Annotated in this window: 19 protein-coding genes; 14 read left to right on the forward strand and 5 right to left on the reverse strand. The window is 56.5% G+C overall.

Annotated elements, in window-relative coordinates; all coding sequences use genetic code 11:
* Positions 1–107 precede the first annotated feature (107 nt).
* The 9 genes from purB (at position 108) to KP699_RS02955 (ending at position 6900) form a co-directional block, all read left to right on the forward strand.
* Complete coding sequence (gene purB, locus KP699_RS02915; RefSeq protein WP_215761571.1) at positions 108–1457, forward strand: adenylosuccinate lyase; 1350 nt, start codon at positions 108–110, stop codon at positions 1455–1457.
* A 133-nt stretch (positions 1458–1590) separates the two neighbouring features.
* The gene (purC, locus tag KP699_RS02920; RefSeq protein WP_025825081.1) at positions 1591–2358 is read left to right on the forward strand and encodes a phosphoribosylaminoimidazolesuccinocarboxamide synthase; all 768 of its coding nucleotides are present in this window, start codon (positions 1591–1593) and stop codon (positions 2356–2358) included.
* Positions 2359–2386: 28 nt separating this feature from the next.
* Positions 2387–2629, forward strand: coding sequence for a phosphoribosylformylglycinamidine synthase subunit PurS (purS, locus tag KP699_RS02925; RefSeq protein ID WP_086655209.1), 243 nt, complete (start codon positions 2387–2389; stop codon positions 2627–2629).
* Entirely contained in the window at positions 2626–2997 is a 372-nt protein-coding gene (locus tag KP699_RS02930; protein ID WP_215761572.1) for a Rap1a/Tai family immunity protein, read from the forward strand. Before purS ends, KP699_RS02930 begins: the two co-directional genes overlap by 4 nt.
* Positions 2994–3695: a phosphoribosylformylglycinamidine synthase subunit PurQ gene (gene purQ / locus KP699_RS02935; RefSeq protein WP_025825087.1), complete on the forward strand. Its 702-nt coding sequence runs from the start codon at positions 2994–2996 to the stop codon at positions 3693–3695. The genes KP699_RS02930 and purQ overlap by 4 nt, the downstream gene beginning before the upstream one ends.
* Positions 3692–5890, forward strand: coding sequence for a phosphoribosylformylglycinamidine synthase subunit PurL (gene purL, locus KP699_RS02940; RefSeq protein WP_215761573.1), 2199 nt, complete (start codon positions 3692–3694; stop codon positions 5888–5890). Before purQ ends, purL begins: the two co-directional genes overlap by 4 nt.
* A gap of 24 nt (positions 5891–5914) precedes the next feature.
* Positions 5915–6145 (forward strand): BolA/IbaG family iron-sulfur metabolism protein, encoded by a 231-nt coding sequence (locus KP699_RS02945; RefSeq protein ID WP_077929948.1) that lies wholly within the window; start codon positions 5915–5917, stop codon positions 6143–6145.
* A gap of 40 nt (positions 6146–6185) precedes the next feature.
* Positions 6186–6524: a Grx4 family monothiol glutaredoxin gene (grxD, locus tag KP699_RS02950; protein ID WP_215761574.1), complete on the forward strand. Its 339-nt coding sequence runs from the start codon at positions 6186–6188 to the stop codon at positions 6522–6524.
* 70 nt (positions 6525–6594) lie between these two features.
* Positions 6595–6900, forward strand: coding sequence for a hypothetical protein (locus KP699_RS02955; RefSeq protein ID WP_077929949.1), 306 nt, complete (start codon positions 6595–6597; stop codon positions 6898–6900).
* Positions 6901–6960: 60 nt separating this feature from the next.
* Here the strand turns inward: KP699_RS02955 and KP699_RS02960 are convergent, their stop codons facing one another.
* Positions 6961–7377 (reverse strand): YraN family protein, encoded by a 417-nt coding sequence (locus KP699_RS02960; RefSeq protein WP_308164798.1) that lies wholly within the window; start codon positions 7375–7377, stop codon positions 6961–6963.
* Between the two features lie 32 nt (positions 7378–7409).
* Here KP699_RS02960 and cls point away from each other — a divergent pair, with 32 nt between their 5' ends.
* Positions 7410–8837 (forward strand): cardiolipin synthase, encoded by a 1428-nt coding sequence (cls, locus tag KP699_RS02965; RefSeq protein ID WP_215761576.1) that lies wholly within the window; start codon positions 7410–7412, stop codon positions 8835–8837.
* On the opposite strand, the gene KP699_RS02970 is transcribed toward cls, so the two are convergent.
* Positions 8832–9536: an endonuclease/exonuclease/phosphatase family protein gene (locus tag KP699_RS02970; protein WP_077929951.1), complete on the reverse strand. Its 705-nt coding sequence runs from the start codon at positions 9534–9536 to the stop codon at positions 8832–8834. The genes cls and KP699_RS02970 overlap by 6 nt on opposite strands.
* Positions 9533–10621, reverse strand: a complete 1089-nt coding sequence (locus tag KP699_RS02975) for an AI-2E family transporter (protein ID WP_086655214.1) — start codon at positions 10619–10621, stop codon at positions 9533–9535. The genes KP699_RS02970 and KP699_RS02975 overlap by 4 nt, the downstream gene beginning before the upstream one ends.
* Here KP699_RS02975 and KP699_RS02980 point away from each other — a divergent pair.
* From KP699_RS02980 to metC, 4 genes are all read left to right on the forward strand, one after another.
* Positions 10584–10802: a hypothetical protein gene (locus KP699_RS02980; RefSeq protein ID WP_167552520.1), complete on the forward strand. Its 219-nt coding sequence runs from the start codon at positions 10584–10586 to the stop codon at positions 10800–10802. The genes KP699_RS02975 and KP699_RS02980 overlap by 38 nt on opposite strands.
* 24 nt (positions 10803–10826) lie before the next feature.
* Positions 10827–11708, forward strand: a complete 882-nt coding sequence (locus KP699_RS02985) for a helix-turn-helix domain-containing protein (RefSeq protein ID WP_215761577.1) — start codon at positions 10827–10829, stop codon at positions 11706–11708.
* A 91-nt stretch (positions 11709–11799) separates the two neighbouring features.
* Positions 11800–12642: a sulfurtransferase gene (locus KP699_RS02990; protein ID WP_215761578.1), complete on the forward strand. Its 843-nt coding sequence runs from the start codon at positions 11800–11802 to the stop codon at positions 12640–12642.
* Positions 12643–12645: 3 nt separating this feature from the next.
* Complete coding sequence (metC, locus tag KP699_RS02995) at positions 12646–13857, forward strand: cystathionine beta-lyase (protein WP_215761579.1); 1212 nt, start codon at positions 12646–12648, stop codon at positions 13855–13857.
* A gap of 6 nt (positions 13858–13863) precedes the next feature.
* Here metC and KP699_RS03000 read toward each other — a convergent pair whose 3' ends face one another.
* On the reverse strand, positions 13864–15363 hold the full coding sequence (locus KP699_RS03000) for a YifB family Mg chelatase-like AAA ATPase (RefSeq protein ID WP_215761580.1): 1500 nt from the start codon (positions 15361–15363) through the stop codon (positions 13864–13866).
* 24 nt (positions 15364–15387) lie between these two features.
* Positions 15388–16641, reverse strand: a complete 1254-nt coding sequence (gene serA, locus KP699_RS03005; protein ID WP_025825108.1) for a phosphoglycerate dehydrogenase — start codon at positions 16639–16641, stop codon at positions 15388–15390.
* Between the last annotated feature and the right edge of the window lie 41 nt (positions 16642–16682).

Genomic DNA, 16682 nt, shown 5'->3' on the forward strand with positions numbered 1-16682 from the left:
CTGAAATAGCCCCGACTGTCAAAGTTTTTTGTTTCACGGGCAGACGTAGCGCCGGGAATCGGGTAGAGAGGCGCGCATCATTCCGCTCTCAGGAGGAACACCGCGTTATGGTGCCGCGCTATACTCGCCCCGTTATGGCCGCTATCTGGTCGCCTGAAAATCGCTACCGCATCTGGTTTGAGATTGAAGCACTGGCCTGTGAAGCCATGGCCGAATATGGCGCTGTGCCAAAAGACGCCGCAAAAGTTGTGCGTGAAAAGGGCGACGCCGCAATGGCCGCGTTCTCCGGGGCCGATCTGGCGCGCATTGATGAGATCGAAGCTGAAACCCGCCACGATGTCATTGCCTTCCTGACCTGGCTTGCTGAGAAAGTTGGTCCGGAAAGCCGTTTTGTGCATCTGGGCATGACGTCTTCCGATATTCTGGACACCTGTCTGGCTGTGCAGCTGACGCAGGCGACTGACCTGCTGCTGAAAGATTTGGACGATGTTCTGGATGCCCTGCGCACCCGTGCGTTTGAGCACAAACATACCCTGACCATCGGCCGCAGCCACGGCATCCATGCTGAGCCGACCTCCTTTGGTCTGAAACTGGCCGGGCACTATGCTGAGTTTGTCCGCAACAAAGAGCGCCTTGAAACCGCCCGTGCGGAAATTGCCACCTGCGCCATTTCTGGTGCAGTCGGTACGTTTGCGCATCTGGACCCGCGCGTTGAGTCCTATGTAGCCGAACGTCTTGGCCTGAAGCCGGAACCCGTCTCCACGCAGGTTATCCCGCGTGACCGGCATGCGGCCTATTTCTGTGCGCTCGGCGTTATTGCCAGCGGCATTGAGCGTCTGGCCATTGAAGTGCGCCATCTGCAACGCTCTGAAGTGCGTGAAGCAGAGGAGTTCTTCCATAAAGGCCAGAAGGGTTCCTCCGCCATGCCGCATAAGCGGAACCCGGTGCTGACGGAAAACCTGACGGGTCTTGCCCGTCTTGTCCGCTCCGCCGTAATTCCCGCGCTGGAAAACGTGGCGCTCTGGCATGAGCGCGATATCAGCCACTCTTCCGTTGAACGGAACATCTGCCCTGATGCCACAATCGGGCTGGACTTCGCTCTGGCTCGTCTGGCCGGCATGATGAGCAAGCTGCTGATCTACCCGGACCGGATGGCCGCCAATATTGAAAGCCTTGGCGGTGTTGTCCATTCCGGTGAGGTTCTGCTGGCTCTGGCCCGTGCAGGTCTCTCCCGTGAGGATGCCTATCGCATTGTTCAGCGCAACGCGATGGAAACATGGACCAAACTCGGCACACCGGAAGGCCGCACGTTCCGTGAAAATCTGGCCGCAGATCTGGAAATTTCCGGACGTATTCCGGCTGAAACACTGGACGCCGCAATGGATAGCCGCCAGCACCTGAAGGCGCTGGATGGCCTGTATCAGAAAGTCTTTGGGGAACCCGGCCCGGCGCTGTGAGCGGGGGTCTCCCTATATCCTCCACGGCCGAAGCCTGCTATGACGCGTCTGAAGAAGGGAAGGCTGTTTACAGTCTTCCCCCGGACCGGTTGCAGGGATCGGTTTTAAACGTTCAAGACAGGTAAGGATGACCATGGCCCGTCGCCGCCAGCTTTACGAAGGTAAAGCCAAAATCCTTTTTGAAGGTCCGGAACCCGGCACTCTTGTGCAGTATTTCAAGGATGACGCCACGGCTGGCAACGGTGCGAAAAGCGGCGTCATTACCGGAAAGGGTGTGCTGAACAACCGCATCAGCGAGCATCTGATGCTGCTCCTGCAGGATATCGGCATTCCCACGCACTTCATCCGGCGCATCAACATGCGTGAGCAGCTCGTCAAGGAAGTCGAGATTATTCCGCTTGAAGTTGTTGTCCGTAACATTGCCGCGGGGAGCATTGCCAAGCGCTTCGGGATTGAGGAAGGCACACGTCTGCCGCGGACCATTGTGGAATTTTACTACAAAAACGACGCGCTGAATGATCCGCTGGTCTCTGAAGATCACATTATCGCTTTTGAATGGGCGTGCCCTCATGATCTTGAGGACATGACCTCCATGGCCATGCGGGTGAATGACTTCCTGTGCGGCCTGTTCAGCGGTATCGGCATTCAGCTTGTCGACTTCAAGCTCGAATTTGGCCGGTCCTGGGAAGGCGATGACATGCGGATTGTTCTGGCGGATGAAATTTCGCCCGACAACTGCCGCCTGTGGGACAACCAGACCAACGAAAAACTTGATAAGGACCGTTTCCGCCGCGATCTGGGCAACGTCCGGGAAGCCTATCAGGAAGTTGCCCGCAGACTGGGCATTCTGCCCGAAGCAGGCAATGGCGGAGATATGAAGGGTCCGGAGACCATGCAGTGACTATGCCGACAGGAACGGGGGCTTCATCATGAAAGTACGTGTAACCGTCATGCTTAAGGAAGGTGTGCTTGACCCGCAGGGGAAAGCCATCGGCCACGCATTGCACACACTGGGCTTTCCGGGCGTGAATGACGTCCGGGTTGGCAAAATTATTGATCTGGATGTGGACGGCACAGATCGTGCCGCCGTCCAGAAGCAGGCCGAAGACATGGCACGGGATCTTCTGGCCAATCTGGTCATTGAAGACTTCAGGGTAGAGGTGCTGGGATGAAACGCCTCGCTCTGATCGCCCTTGGCGGCACGCTGCTGGCACCTGCTCTGGCCCATGCCCAGCGTATTTCCCCCATGCAGACCGGTAACTTCGCCCGCGTGTGCAGCCGTCCGGCTGGCACCACGGTTTGTGATGCCTATATCACCGGTGTTGCAGATGCCGTTGCTCTTTCCAAGATCAACGACCGGAATGAAGGCGATGCGTCTGCTCCGGCTGGCTTCTGCGTCCCGACGTCAGAAAACGGCGCAGCCATGCGCGTCAAAGTTCTGACATGGCTGAAGGCGCATTCTGAAGCGCTTTCCAAGCCTGTGGGCGAAAGCGTCTTCAAGGCTCTGCATGACTCTTACCCGTGTAACGGCGCAAAATGAAAGCAGCGATTGTTGTCTTTCCGGGCACTAACCGTGAGCGCGATATGGCTATCGCACTGCGGCGTGTTACCGGACAGGAACCCCGTATGGTCTGGCATCGCGATACCGACCTGACCGGGATTGACCTCGTTGTGCTGCCGGGCGGCTTCAGCTACGGGGATTACCTGCGCTGCGGCGCCATGGCGGCTCATTCTCCCATCATGACGGAAATCCGCAGCTTTGCGCAAAAAGGTGGCCATATTCTGGGCGTCTGCAACGGCTTTCAGATCCTGACCGAAGCTGGCCTTCTGCCCGGTGCGCTACTCCGCAACGCCAATCTGCGCTTCCTGTCTCAGGACTGCCATCTGCGGGTGGAGCGCACCGACACGCCCTTTACCCACAAGTGGCAGAAAGGGGATGTGTTCCGCACACCTCTGGCCCATGGGGATGGCAATTACACGGCAGATCAGAGCACGCTGGACCGACTGGAAGGCGAAGGCCTTATTGCTTTCCGCTATGCCACCGCCAAAGGGCAGGTGCAGGCAGATGATGATGCCAGCAACCCCAATGGCAGCGTAAACAGCATTGCGGGTATCCTGAGCGAAAACACTCGTATCTGCGGCATGATGCCTCACCCGGAAGATCTTGTTGACCCGCTGATGGGCGGCGTGGACGGTCTGCCGCTGTTTGAAGGTCTTGTGGAGGCTCTTGTCCGGTGAAAAAGACCGTTGATGACTCTCTGGCCCGGGAATTCGGGCTGACGTCTGAAGAATATGCACGTGTTGTGACCATTATGGGCCGCACTCCCAGCCTGACGGAGCTTGGTGTGTTCTCGGTCATGTGGTCCGAGCACTGTTCTTACAAATCCTCCCGCAAATGGCTGCGCACACTGCCCACCACAGCCCCCTGGGTTATTCATGGACCGGGTGAAAATGCCGGTGTGGTGGATATCGGGCAGGGTTATGCCGCCATCTTCAAGATGGAAAGCCATAACCATCCGTCCTTTATCGAACCGTATCAGGGTGCCGCCACAGGTGTGGGCGGTATTCTGCGTGACGTGTTCACCATGGGTGCGCGCCCCATTGCCAACCTGAACGCTCTGCGTTTTGGTAACCCGGAAACGCCCCGCACGCGCCAGATTATTGATGGTGTCGTGCGCGGGATTGGCGGCTACGGCAACTGCGTCGGCGTGCCGACGGTTGGTGGGGAAATCAATTTCCACCCGGCGTATGACGGTAACCCGCTGGTTAACGCCATGACGGTTGGCCTCGCCCGGAAAGACCGGATTTTCCTTTCTGCCGCTGCAGGTGTCGGGAATCCGGTTGTGTATGTTGGCTCCCGCACGGGGCGTGACGGCATTCATGGTGCCACCATGTCCTCCGCCGAGTTCGACGAAAATGCTCTGGCGAAGCGTCCGACCGTGCAGGTTGGCGATCCGTTCATTGAGAAGCTGCTGATTGAAGCCTGTCTGGAACTGATGGCAACGGACGCCATCGTCGCCATTCAGGACATGGGGGCTGCCGGCCTGACCTCTTCCGCCGTGGAAATGGCAGGGAAGGGCGGGGTCGGAATCGAACTGGATCTGGACGGCGTGCCGCAGCGTGAGCCGAACATGACGGCTTATGAAATGATGCTGTCCGAGAGTCAGGAGCGTATGCTCATGGTTCTCAAACCGGACCGCACGGAAGTCGCCCGCAAGATTTTCGAGAAATGGGAACTGGACTTCGCTATTATCGGGCATCTGACGGAAACAGGCCATATTGTGGTGAAGCACAAAGGGCAGGTGGAAGCCGATATTCCGCTGGACCCGCTGGCGGATCAGGCTCCGATTTACGATCGTCCGGCCGCAAAACCCGTTGTGCCGGAACCGGTTGGCCCGGTGCATGCGCCAGTTTCTCTGGATGCAGCCCTCCTCAAGATGGTTGGCTCGCCAGATCTCGCCTCGCGCGCGTGGGTGTGGAACCAGTATGACAGCACGGTTGGCGGTCAGACGGTCCGCCGTCCGGGTGCTGCTGACGCGGCGATTGTCAAAATTGAAGACACATCACTGGCGCTGGCCATTACAACAGACTGCACGCCGCGCTATTGCCATGCCGACCCGAAAACCGGCGGCGCACAGGCTGTCGCGGAAGCATGGCGTAACCTGACGGCAACAGGCGCCCGCCCGCTGGCCGTGACGGACAACCTTAATTTCGGCAACCCGGAAAAGCCGGAAATTATGGGGCAGTTTGTCGCGGCGATTGAAGGCATGGGCGATGCCTGCCGCGCACTGGACTTCCCGGTCGTGAGCGGCAACGTCTCTCTGTATAACGAGACGCGCCAGCCGGACGGTTCTGCTCTGGCCATTCTGCCCACCCCGGCCATTGGGGCACTGGGTGTGCTGGATGATGTGCAGAAAGCCGTCGGTCTGGGCATGCCCGAGAACAAGGCCGTTGTTCTGATCGGGGAGACCCGGGGAGAACTGGGCCAGTCCATCTGGCTGCGTGAAATTCTGGGCCGAGAAGATGGTGCGCCCCCGCCGGTTGATCTGGCTGCTGAAAAGCGGAACGGCGATTTCGTGCGGCAGGAAATTCTCAGCGGCACGGTATCCGCATGTCATGATCTGTCTGACGGCGGCCTGCTTGTTGCTGCGGCGGAAATGATCATGGCCACAGGCATTGGCTGTGAACTGGAAAGCCCCGACAGCGGCATCCGGCCTGAAGCGTTCTGGTTTGGGGAAGATCAGGCCCGCTATCTGGTTTGTGTGGAAAATGCCGCAGAGTTCTGCGCCCGCGCAGAGCAGGCCGGCGTTCCCGCACGTCTGATCGGCCAGTCTGGCGGAAATGATTTGATTTTACCCAGTGGCGTCACAATATCTGCTGCACGGCTTGTTGCTGCACATGAGGCCTTTTTTCCGGCCCTGATGGCCCATTGAGTCACTGAAAGGGATCTGTAAGCCATGGCGATGTCCGCCACTGAACTTGAGACGTATCTTCGTCAGGCTTTCCCCGATGCGCAGATCAGAATTGATGATCTGGCCGGGGACGGTGACCATTATTCCTGTTCTATCGTGAGTGAGGCTTTCAAAGGCCTCAACCGCGTCAGGCAGCATCAGCTTGTCTATCAGGCCCTGCAGGGCCACATGGGTGGCAAGCTCCATGCTCTTGCACTGCAAACGTCTGCGCCCTGAACGGCGTATTTTTCCGCTTTTTTAGCAAGGATTCAGGTTCATGTCTGAAACTGTCAAACAGCAGATCCAGAACGAAATTGAGACAACCCCTGTCATTCTGTTTATGAAGGGTGATGCTGACTTCCCGCAGTGCGGCTTTTCCGCGCGCGTGGTGCAGATTCTCGAGCTTCTGGGTGTTCCGTTCAAATCCGTGAATGTTCTGGCCGATGCCAGCATCCGTCAGGGCATTAAAGACTTCTCAAACTGGCCGACCATTCCGCAGCTTTACATTAAGGGTGAGTTCATCGGCGGGTGTGACATCGTGACTGAAATGTACCAGTCCGGGGAACTGCAGACGCTGCTGAAAGAAAAAAATATCCCTCTTAAGGCTGCTTCCTGATTTTTTAAGTTGTCAGGCAATCAGAGGGCTGTGTAGTCTGGCAACAGACAAACAGAGGTGGGATTTTTTGATGATGCGTTTTCCGTTTATGCGCTGTGCCTTCGCTTTTGTTGGTTTGAGCGCTGGTGTTTCTGCCGTTAACTCCTCAGCGCACGCGGAACGCGTCATTTCTGATCTGGAAGCCAGCAAGCTGACCTTCGCGTCTCTTACGGCAGTGCCTGCACCTGTGGTGCATGTTCATCGTGCCAGCCATGTTGTCCATGTCGCAAGCCATCAGTCTCACGGCGCTGCGTCTCACAGCATGGTGCATCTGGTTTCCTACCATCCTGCCAGACATGCTGCGTCCCATGCAGCAACCCGTCGCCATCGTACCTGATGCGCTTCGGCCTCTAACGTCTTTGAAAAAGCGCGGTCTGCTTCTGGCATCGCGCTTTTTCTACATCTGGCGTATAATATCCCTTACCCAGTGCAGCGCGTTCTGCTCATCCACAGCAATCAGGTCAAACCGTAACTCTTCGTAAGACCAGTGCGGATACGCTGCCAGCAAACATTCCGCTGCCCGATAAAGACGCCTTTGCTGTGCAATCGTCAGACATTCTGCGGCGCCGCGTAATGTTTTGCGCTTTTTTACTTCCACAAAACAAATCAAACTGCCTTTGCGCATGACAATATCAATCTCGCCACGGCGTGTGCGGGCTCTTTTTAATAGAATAGACCAGCCTTCTTTTATACAAGCGGAACAGACGGCCTCTTCCGCGCTCAGCCCGTCCTGATAAGCCTGTGCGCCACGTATCTGCCGCGCAAGTCTTTGTCTTGTCGGTTCCGGTCCGATAGCATCAGATCTGCCTGTCACCGTTTGATTCCTCTCTGGATGCATTGTGCCCCATGACGTTTGATATTCTGCCGCGTTTTTCTCTGGTGACAGTCACGATCATTCGTTTTGTGCTGGTGACAAGTGTTGCGTTGCATATCCTGCTGACAAAAAGAAACACCTCCTCGGCCATAGGCTGGATCGGCATTTGTGTTCTCATGCCAGCTCTGGGAACGGTGCTCTACATCATGTTTGGAATCAATCGTGTACGCCGTCTGGCCAAAAAGCTGGTCAGCGGCCGTTCCTCTCATAAATTTGACGACTCTCACAGTTCATCATGGAACAGGGAACTAAACGGGCAGTTTGCTCCCCTTGCCACGATGGTTGGTAAACTGACCAGCCGTCCGCTTGTAGGGGGCAACAAAATCGTTCTCCTGCATGATGGCGATGGTGCTTATCCACTCATGCTGAACGCAATTGAAAAGGCAGACCATAGCATTCTGCTGTGTTCCTACATTTTCCGGAATGACCGGATTGGCGGTGTCTTCATCGAAAAACTGATTGCTGCCCGGCAGCGCGGTGTTGAAGTGCGTGTTCTGGTCGATGGCATTGGAAGCGGTTATTTTCTGTCACCTGTCTACCGCCGGTTAAGGCGGGCAGGGGTGCCCTGCGCACGGTTTATGCATTCCATGTTGCCCTGGCGGATGCCGTTCCTGAACCTGCGCGACCATCGAAAAATTCTGGTGATTGATGGCCGGACTGGCTTTATGGGCGGCCTGAACATTGCGGATGAAAATCTCGTATCCCAGAAGCCACCCAAACCGGTTTCGGATACCCACTTTCAGCTTGAAGGGCCGGTCGTCAGACAACTGGCAGAAGCCATTGCCTGGGACTGGTATTTTGTAACGCAGGAAGTTCTTGCCGGAGACATTTACTTCAAGGAGCACACCAGCTCCGGGGAATCTGTCGCCCGTATTGTCACGGCCGGTCCCGATACAGACCTTGAAAAAATTGAATATACCATGCTGCAGGCCATTACGCTGGCCCGGCGGCAGGTCCGGCTTATGACGCCCTATTTCCTGCCGGGATCGCGCGTTATGTCGGAACTGGCTCTTGCGGCTCTGCGGGGAGTGCAGGTGGATGTTGTTATCCCCCTCCAGAGCAATCACCCACCGCTTGACTGGGCCTGTGCTGCCAATATCTCCCCTTTGCTGGATGCTGGAGTGCGCGTCTGGCGCGTCAATCCGCCTTTTAATCATTCCAAACTGTTAGTGGTTGACCGGGCATGGTCTTTTGTTGGCAGTTCCAATCTCGATATCCGTAGCCTGCGTCTGAACTTCGAGATCAATATGGAAACCTACGATGTGCTGATGGCAGAAATGCTGGATGATTTCATCTGCCACCTTCGCAACCGCCGCCTGACGCATCATGATCTGGATAAACGCAATAAACTAATCCAGATCCGGGATGCGGCAGCCCGTCTGTTCATGCCGTATCTATGAGGCAACAGACGCCAGAACCTTGATATCAGGCCGTAACTGAACCGCGATCGGCCGATGGTCTGAGGCAAAAACCGGCAGAACGCGGGCATTCAGGCAGGTCATACCTTCTACAAGGCACCGGTCGATACGGATAGGAAGGAGATCGGCCATACGATGCGTCGGCGCTTTTGGCCCTACGTCACTAAAGCCCGGCACCATCGTCGGCCCGACAAGATTGAAGTCCCCCAGAATAGCGCAGGGTGCGGGAAGCAGCGACGCAATACGCCGAAGCTGCCGCCGGTTCAGCACCTGCCCGTGTGAGAGATGCACATTGGCGAGTGAGAAGGGACCATAATCAATAATCTGGGCATGACGCTTCACAACTGCGCCGGAAGGAATGGTGCAGGCGCGAGGTGTGCGTGCAAAGGGTGTCCGGCTCCAGCATGCAGGCCCGTGAATACGGCCGGGCAGGGGAGCACGGGCGTAGTACCCACCAAGAATGTCTGGGAGAACGTCAATTTCAGCCGTGGCTTCCTGCATAAGCAGAATATCCGGGTTTTCGGCTTCGATCAGCGCCACAACATCATGGACCGTCGCCCCGGTTCTGCGCAGCAGGTTCCAGCTTATAATTCTGGTGCTGTCCTGCTCTCCAGCACTCAGGGGCCGGATCTGCTTTTTGCGGCGATGCGCATCCATGAGACGGAGAAAATGACGCCTCATGAAGGCAGTCTCCTTTGATCATCTGAAGAATGTGACGATGGTTGCTGTGCGGCAAATTCAACAGTTAACGTGAAACCCACCGCAAGCAGGATTGGACCCAGAAAAATTCCCAGACCGCCAAACGCCATAACGCCTCCAATCACGCCCAGTACGGTCAGCAGGTAAGGCAGCTTGCTCCCCCGCGCAATGAAAAGCGGGCGAATAATGTGGTCAGCGCCAGAAATCAGCAGGATACCATACAGCAGCAGCAGAACCCCTTTCCCGACGTGATGGTCCGCCATCAGCCACAGGGAGGCAGGCACCCAGACCAGTGGCGCGCCAATCGGCAACACTGCCAGAAAGGCTGCGAGTACACCAAACATAACCGGCTCTGAAAGCCCCGTCAGCCAGAACCCGACGCCGGTCAGAATACCCTGAATAATTGCTGTCCCCAGAATGCCGTAGACTGTCCCGCGCACGGTCCCGCCAATAATATGGAGGTGCCGCCCGGCATGTGGCCCCGCAATGCGGGTGATGACGGCCTTGAGTGTATCGCCAAGAGAAGAACCACTCAGCCAGAAAAAGAACGCAATAAACAGCGCCATCACCAGATGCAGGGCTCCGTTGGCAACCTGCATGAAAAGCACCAGAAGAGACTGGATAATATCACCCGCGTAAGGCCGAAGACTGGCCCCCAGATGATCAAAATCATGGCTCCAGTGCTGCCACTGGCTGGCAAAATCCTGCCCCACCATGGGCAGGGACGTGAGCCAGACGGGAGGAGGGGGAATCTGGTGAGAAAAGCTGAAAAGAGCATTGAGGCGGGAGGCCCAGCGGGGACTGGCGGCTATAGTTGTGGACGCCAGAAAAGCAAGCGGAATAACAAAGCCAACAGCACACAGAAACGTCATGACCAGGCTTGCGGCCAGAGCGCTCATCCGGCGTCTGAGATGCTGGAAGACGGGCCATGTCGCGTATGTCAGCACGCCGGCCCATAAAATAGCGGAGGAAAACGGAGCGAGGACGATGACGCATCCGTAGGCTATCCCCCCGAGGAGCAGAGCCAGCATGATCCGTTCTGTTGTCAGTGTCAGCCCATCCATCATGACAGCAGTAAACCACGGATTTGGGGCTTTGTCTGGTCTGTTAAAGCCTTTTCAGCCTTACGGCAGAAACATACCGGGGGCTGGTATCTGGGATTGTCAGGCCGTAGCATTGACGGGGTTTTACAATATGTTAATTAACGCATTATTAACGATACTATTCGATAAAGAATTTTGTTTATAACACACTGATTCATAAGGTGAGATCATGACTGCCGTCACAATGCATCTTGGTGAGATTGGTCAGCAGTTAAGAGCTTTTCGCCTTGAATCGGGGATGCGGGCTGACGAAATTGCGTCACGTCTTGGGGTCTCCCGCGCAGCACTTTATCGCTACGAAAAAGGCGAAGTGATTAAACTGGACACTGTCCAGAGACTTGCTGAACTCCTGAACATTTCTCCCCTGACCCTGCTGGGGGTCGGATTCGAATATTATAGTTCTCCAAACAATTTTTTCCAAAAAATTACACAAATTGAAGGCGATATCGAGCAGATTCTTCAGGTGTCAGACCCTGTCTGCTATCAGGTTACATCGCCTGCGTATGATGCCATCCTGCTGGAAGCACATGCCAGCCATTCTGAAAAAGAACTCCGTTCTGCCTCGGCGCAACCGGTCATTCTAGCGCTGTCAAAACGGCGTGCTTTGTATAGCCAGCGTAAGCCCTCCATTACCTCTATGCTTCCCGAAAATCAGGTTATAAATTTTCTGACGCATGGGGTTGGTGCGGGGATCCCTATGTCCGAAACATTACGGCATAAAGCGCGGCAGGTTGCTGTACAGGAAATACGGAATATTATTACCTTAATTGATTCCGTCCCGATGGGGCTTCAATTTAGCGTCATTCCTAAAAATATCACGATAACGTCCTGCATCTTCATGCGCAGGAGCGAACTGGCGGCAGTCGCCATTAACCCGTTTCTGTGTGATTGCGCCGTAGAAAATTCTGCTGGCGTTGCCATGATTACGTCGTCTCCCGAAGCAGTTACAACGCACCAGACCATGCTTGAATCAGTCTGGCAGGCCTCTCTCAAAGGGCAGGACGCCATTGAGTGCCTGAAAAGTCTGGTCGCCCATCACGGAGCCGTCTGAAAACGCCGCTTTTTAACAGTCTGGCTCATACCTTTTCGGGCAGACTTGCTTTACCGTCCCAAGAAAACTTGTTGTTCCGGGATTGAAAGCCATGTCTCCTCTTATCTCTGCCCAGACTCTTGCCGCTGGGCTGGAAAAGCGCACGTTTTGCATTCTGGATGCAACGGCACTTCTCCCCGGAGAAACCAGCAACCCGGATGAAGCTTTTCTGAAAGCGCATATTCGGGGCAGTCTGCGGTTTGATATTGACCTTTTTTCTGATCCGGAAAGCACACAGCCTCACACTGTCCCTTCTGCGGCCCGCTTTGCGCGGTTATTCGGTGCGCTAGGCATCAGCCACGCAACACCAGTCGTTTTGTATGATCAGGGCAACACGGCTTCTGCATGCCGGGGCTGGTGGCTGGCCAGACTGTTCGGCCATGAGCAGGTTTTTGTGCTGGATGGCGGTTTGCCCGCCTGGCAACGTGACCATCACCCCACAGCGACAGGGCCCGCGCACCAGCCGACAGCCCAGCCTTACACAGCCCGGACCCATTTTTCTCGTGTGAAGGGACTGGGGGATATGCTGGACATTGTTTCAGGCAGCGTTCAACCCATTCTGGATGCCCGATCCGCCGCACGATTTTACGGAGAGTTACCTGAGCCTCGTCCCGGTCTGGCCTCTGGCCATATGCCGGGTGCTTTCAACCTGCCTTATAAAACGCTGCTCACAGAGAATGGACATTTTCTCCCAGCAGAGCGCATCCGGGACATTTTTCTGGAGCTAGGCCTGTCGCAAACAACGCCTGCCGTGACAACCTGCGGGTCCGGTATGACCGCCTCTGTTCTGAACGTCGGCCTTGCTCTGGCTGGTTTTGACGCAGGAGCACTCTATGACGGATCATGGGCAGAATGGGGCGCAACGCCAGACGCACCTGTGACGAAAGGACGCTGAAGAATGACTTCTGAAACCACCGTAACCCAAGGATGGGACAAGCTTTCCTCTAGGCTCACCCGGCTGGCCAGACCCGAAATTCTGCCCGAAGGTTTGCCCGTCAATATGCCTATGACGCGCGGCTCCACAGTGCTGTTTCCCACATTGAAAGACATGCAGAAGCAGGGCCAGAAGCGCTTTGACCATGAGTATATCTACGGCGCTATGGGCACCCCGGTTCAGCATGAACTGGAAAAAGCGATCGCGGTGATTGAAGGCGGCACGGACTGTCAGGTGGTCTCTTCTGGCCTCGCGGCCTGTACCACGCCCCTCCTTGCGTTTCTGAACGCCGGGGAGCATTGCCTGCTGCCAGATTCCGTCTACAGCCCGACCCGTCGCTTTGCCGAAAATGTGCTCAAACGCTTCAGCGTGGAAATATCCTATTATTCCCCCCGCGCCTCAGCAGAAGAGCTTGGCAGCCTGATGCAGCCCAATACGCGTGTCCTGTTTGCGGAAAGCCCCGGCAGCCATACATTTGAAGTGCAGGATATCCCCATGCTGGCCCGGATCGCGCATGCGCATGATGCCAGACTGATGCTGGACAATACGTGGGGCTTTGGGATTTTTGCGCCGTTTGCGCACGGCGTCGATATTTCCATTCAGGCGCTCACCAAATACCCCTCCGGTCATTCCGATGTGATCGCGGGCGCTGTCACCGTGGCGAAAACAGAAGACTGGCACCTGTTGCGGGACACGGCCATTCAACTGGGCCAGCTTGCCGGACCGGATGATTGCTGGCTGACCCTGCGTGGCCTGCGTACTATGGGTGTGCGCCTGTCTCATCAGGCGCGCTCCGCTTTGCAAATTGCGCAATGGCTGAAAAACCGGCCCGAAGTGGCCCGTATTCTGCATCCGGCCTTCCCGGACTGTCCGGGTCATGAAATCTGGAAACGGGATTTTACGGGAGCAGGCAGCCTGTTCGGATTTGTGTTGAAAAACACGTTCAGCCAGAAGGCTATGGAAGCCATGATTGACTCACTCAGGATGTTTGGCATCGGCGCATCATGGGGTGGGTATGAAAGTCTTGTGCTGCCGACCAGCAAAAACATTACCCGTAACTTTCCCTCTGTTGAGACCGAAGGGCCTGCAATGCGCCTGCAAATTGGGCTGGAAGCACCGGAAGATCTCATCGCTGATCTGGAGCAGGGGCTGAGTGTTCTGAAAGCTCAGAACTGAGACGCCCTAATCCTGCCCGGAGCGGAGACGAAAGGTCGCAGCTTCGGCAATGTGGAGGGACTGAATCTCAGTCTCCCCGGCCAGATCGGCAATAGTGCGGGCAACACGCAGCATACGGGTATAGCCTCGTGCTGAAAAACGGAACCGTGTTGCCACTTTTTGCGCCAGTGTCTGAGCGGCGTCCGTGACTGGCATCTGCTCAAGAGTTGCCTGTGCGTTTTTCACGCCGTCCTGCCGGGCATATTGCCGTTGCCGGGCAAGTGCCACCCGTTGCGCGACCGGGGCACTGGACTCTCCTGACGGACCAGACAGATAATCCAGCGGCACAAAAGGCTGCATGGCGACATGGATATCAATGCGGTCCAGCAACGGGCCGGACAGCCGCGCCATATAGTCTTCTCCACAACGCGGAGCTTTGCGGCACTCCTTACTGGCATCCCCCAGATAGCCGCAGCGACATGGGTTCATCGCGGCAATCAGCTGGAAGCGGGCAGGGTACGTCACATGCAGGGCAGCCCGGGCAATACTGACCCTGCCAGTTTCCAGAGGCTGGCGCAGAGCTTCCAGTGCGGAGCGGGAAAACTCCGGCAATTCATCCAGAAACAGAACCCCGTGGTCTGCCAGACTGATTTCACCGGGGCGTGCTTTGTTTCCGCCCCCCACAAGGGCGGGCAGCGTGGCAGAATGATGCGGGTCTCTGAACGGTGGCCGCCTGACGGGGCGGCCGTCTTTCAGCAGCCCGGCAGCACTGTAAATGCGTGACACATCCAGACTTTCCCGCTGCGTAAGATCCGGCAACAGGCTGGGAAGACGCGCCGCCAGCATAGATTTTCCGGCTCCCGGCGGCCCTGAAAGCAGAATGGAATGGCCGCCTGCCGCCGCAATTTCCAGCGCCCTGCGCCCGGTTTCCATCCCCTTAATCTCGGAAAGGTCCGGCAACGGCTGGTCTGCTGAGGCAGGCTCCATCTCCGAAAACACGGGCGGAGTGAGTGTCTGAAGACCTGTGAAATGATTGATCAGTGCCAGAAGCGTTGGCGCGCCCAGAATGGCAATATCGCCGCCGCACAGAGCTTCCTGCGCCTGCATGGCCGGGCAGATCAGCCCCAGAGAGAGCGCGGAGGCTTCAATCGACGCGGAAAGCACACCCGCTACCGGATTCAGCCGGCCATCCAGAGATAACTCACCCAGCGCCGCAAAACGTGCCACCTCTTCGTAAGGCAGCACTTCCATGGCACAGAGCAGAGCCAGAGCGATGGGAAGATCGAAATGCGATCCCTCTTTGGGGATATCCGCTGGCACAAGATTGATAACAATCCGCTTAGCGGGAAGCGCCATCCCCATAGACGTCAGGGATGCACGCACGCGCTCCCGTGCCTCGGCCACTGCTTTGTCGGGCAGGCCGACAATCAGAAATGCCGGGAGGCCGGATGAAATCTGGACTTCAACCCAGACTGACCGCGCCTCTATCCCGGCAAAAGCAAAACTCCGGATGCGGGAATTAATCATTCCCACCCCCGATGGTCATAAAAATCAGTGCCCCTGATAAATCAGGCGCGCACGAATGGTGCCTTCAAGATCACGCAGAGCATGCAGAATGGTATCGTCTGTGTCCTTGTTTCCGCCCGTATCCGCTTCCACAACCACATACCCGATTTCACCATCCGTCTGGAGAAACTGTGCGGTGACGTTGCAGGTCTGCTTCAGAAAAATCTCGTTCAGGCGCATCATCATGCCCGGCACGTTGTGGTGAACGTGCATGAAGCGTGTGCCGCGCGGGCTCTGCGGGAGCTGCACGCCGGGGAAATTGACCGCCCCGAAGGTTGAGCCCACATCGGAATATTCAACCAGCTTGCGCGCCACTTCCACACCAATACGTTCCTGCGCTTCCGCGGTAGAACCACCGATATGCGGGGTCAGGATCACGTTATCCAGTTCCATCAGCGGCGTTGCCAGCCGATCATTCGGGCCTTTGGGCTCCTTGGGGAACACATCCACTGCCGCCCCCAGAAGGTGCTTGTCTTTCAGGGCTTCCGCCAGAGCCTCCAGATCAACCACATTGCCGCGTGCGTTATTGATCAGGAATGAGCCTTTTTTCATGGCCCGGATCTGTTCTGCGCCCATCAGATTAGCGGTGCTGGCGAGTTGCGGCACATGGAGGCTGACAACGTCACTCTGGCTCAGCAGATCTTCCAGCGTATCCACTGGTGTCGCATTGCCGTGGCCGAGTTTATCGACAACATCATAATAAATCACGCGCATCCCAAAGGCTTCCGCCAGAACGGAAAGCTGCGAGCCAATGGAGCCGTACCCCACAATTCCCAGCGTCTTGCCGCGCACTTCCCAGCTATTAGCGGCAGATTTGTTCCACAGCCCCTGATGGCAGCCAATGGAGCCGGGGAAAATACGGCGCATGAGCATCACAATCTCGCCCATGACCAGTTCCGCCACGGAGCGCGTGTTGCTGTAGGGAGCGTTGAACACCGGAATACCGTTCATCCGGGCAGCTTCCAGATCAACCTGATTGGTGCCGATGCAGAAGCAGCCGATGGCAATCAGGCGGTCTGCACCTTCAAGAACCTCTTTTGTAAGCTGCGTGCGGGAGCGGATCCCCACAACATGCACGCCTTCCAGAGCTTTTTTCAGGGCATCGCCTTCCAGCGCTCCCTTGTGGCGCACCACGTTCTCATAGCCGCTGGCTTTCAGCAGCGCGACAGCACTGTCGTGAACGCCTTCAAGCAGGAGAATGCGGATCTTATCCTTGGGGAGGGACAGTTGCGTGCTCATGAGGAATGACCATACCTGTTGTGCCGAAGCGCAGGCCTATC

The organism is Acetobacter sp. P1H12_c (assembly GCF_018811975.1).
Lineage (GTDB): Bacteria > Pseudomonadota > Alphaproteobacteria > Acetobacterales > Acetobacteraceae > Acetobacter > Acetobacter persici.

What these genes read in the sequence shown, in the direction of transcription:
- purB (WP_215761571.1), top strand. Translation starts at nt 108, where the DNA reads ATGGTGCCGCGCTATACTCGCCCCGTTATGGCCGCTATCTGGTCGCCT.
- purC (WP_025825081.1), top strand. Translation starts at nt 1,591, where the DNA reads ATGGCCCGTCGCCGCCAGCTTTACGAAGGTAAAGCCAAAATCCTTTTT.
- purS (WP_086655209.1), top strand. Translation starts at nt 2,387, where the DNA reads ATGAAAGTACGTGTAACCGTCATGCTTAAGGAAGGTGTGCTTGACCCG.
- KP699_RS02930 (WP_215761572.1), top strand. Translation starts at nt 2,626, where the DNA reads ATGAAACGCCTCGCTCTGATCGCCCTTGGCGGCACGCTGCTGGCACCT.
- purQ (WP_025825087.1), top strand. Translation starts at nt 2,994, where the DNA reads ATGAAAGCAGCGATTGTTGTCTTTCCGGGCACTAACCGTGAGCGCGAT.
- KP699_RS02945 (WP_077929948.1), top strand. Translation starts at nt 5,915, where the DNA reads ATGGCGATGTCCGCCACTGAACTTGAGACGTATCTTCGTCAGGCTTTC.
- grxD (WP_215761574.1), top strand. Translation starts at nt 6,186, where the DNA reads ATGTCTGAAACTGTCAAACAGCAGATCCAGAACGAAATTGAGACAACC.
- KP699_RS02955 (WP_077929949.1), top strand. Translation starts at nt 6,595, where the DNA reads ATGATGCGTTTTCCGTTTATGCGCTGTGCCTTCGCTTTTGTTGGTTTG.
- cls (WP_215761576.1), top strand. Translation starts at nt 7,410, where the DNA reads ATGACGTTTGATATTCTGCCGCGTTTTTCTCTGGTGACAGTCACGATC.
- KP699_RS02970 (WP_077929951.1), bottom strand. Translation starts at nt 9,536, where the DNA reads ATGAGGCGTCATTTTCTCCGTCTCATGGATGCGCATCGCCGCAAAAAG.
- KP699_RS02980 (WP_167552520.1), top strand. Translation starts at nt 10,584, where the DNA reads ATGATCCGTTCTGTTGTCAGTGTCAGCCCATCCATCATGACAGCAGTA.
- KP699_RS02975 (WP_086655214.1), bottom strand. Translation starts at nt 10,621, where the DNA reads ATGATGGATGGGCTGACACTGACAACAGAACGGATCATGCTGGCTCTG.
- KP699_RS02985 (WP_215761577.1), top strand. Translation starts at nt 10,827, where the DNA reads ATGACTGCCGTCACAATGCATCTTGGTGAGATTGGTCAGCAGTTAAGA.
- KP699_RS02990 (WP_215761578.1), top strand. Translation starts at nt 11,800, where the DNA reads ATGTCTCCTCTTATCTCTGCCCAGACTCTTGCCGCTGGGCTGGAAAAG.
- metC (WP_215761579.1), top strand. Translation starts at nt 12,646, where the DNA reads ATGACTTCTGAAACCACCGTAACCCAAGGATGGGACAAGCTTTCCTCT.
- KP699_RS03000 (WP_215761580.1), bottom strand. Translation starts at nt 15,363, where the DNA reads ATGATTAATTCCCGCATCCGGAGTTTTGCTTTTGCCGGGATAGAGGCG.
- serA (WP_025825108.1), bottom strand. Translation starts at nt 16,641, where the DNA reads ATGAGCACGCAACTGTCCCTCCCCAAGGATAAGATCCGCATTCTCCTG.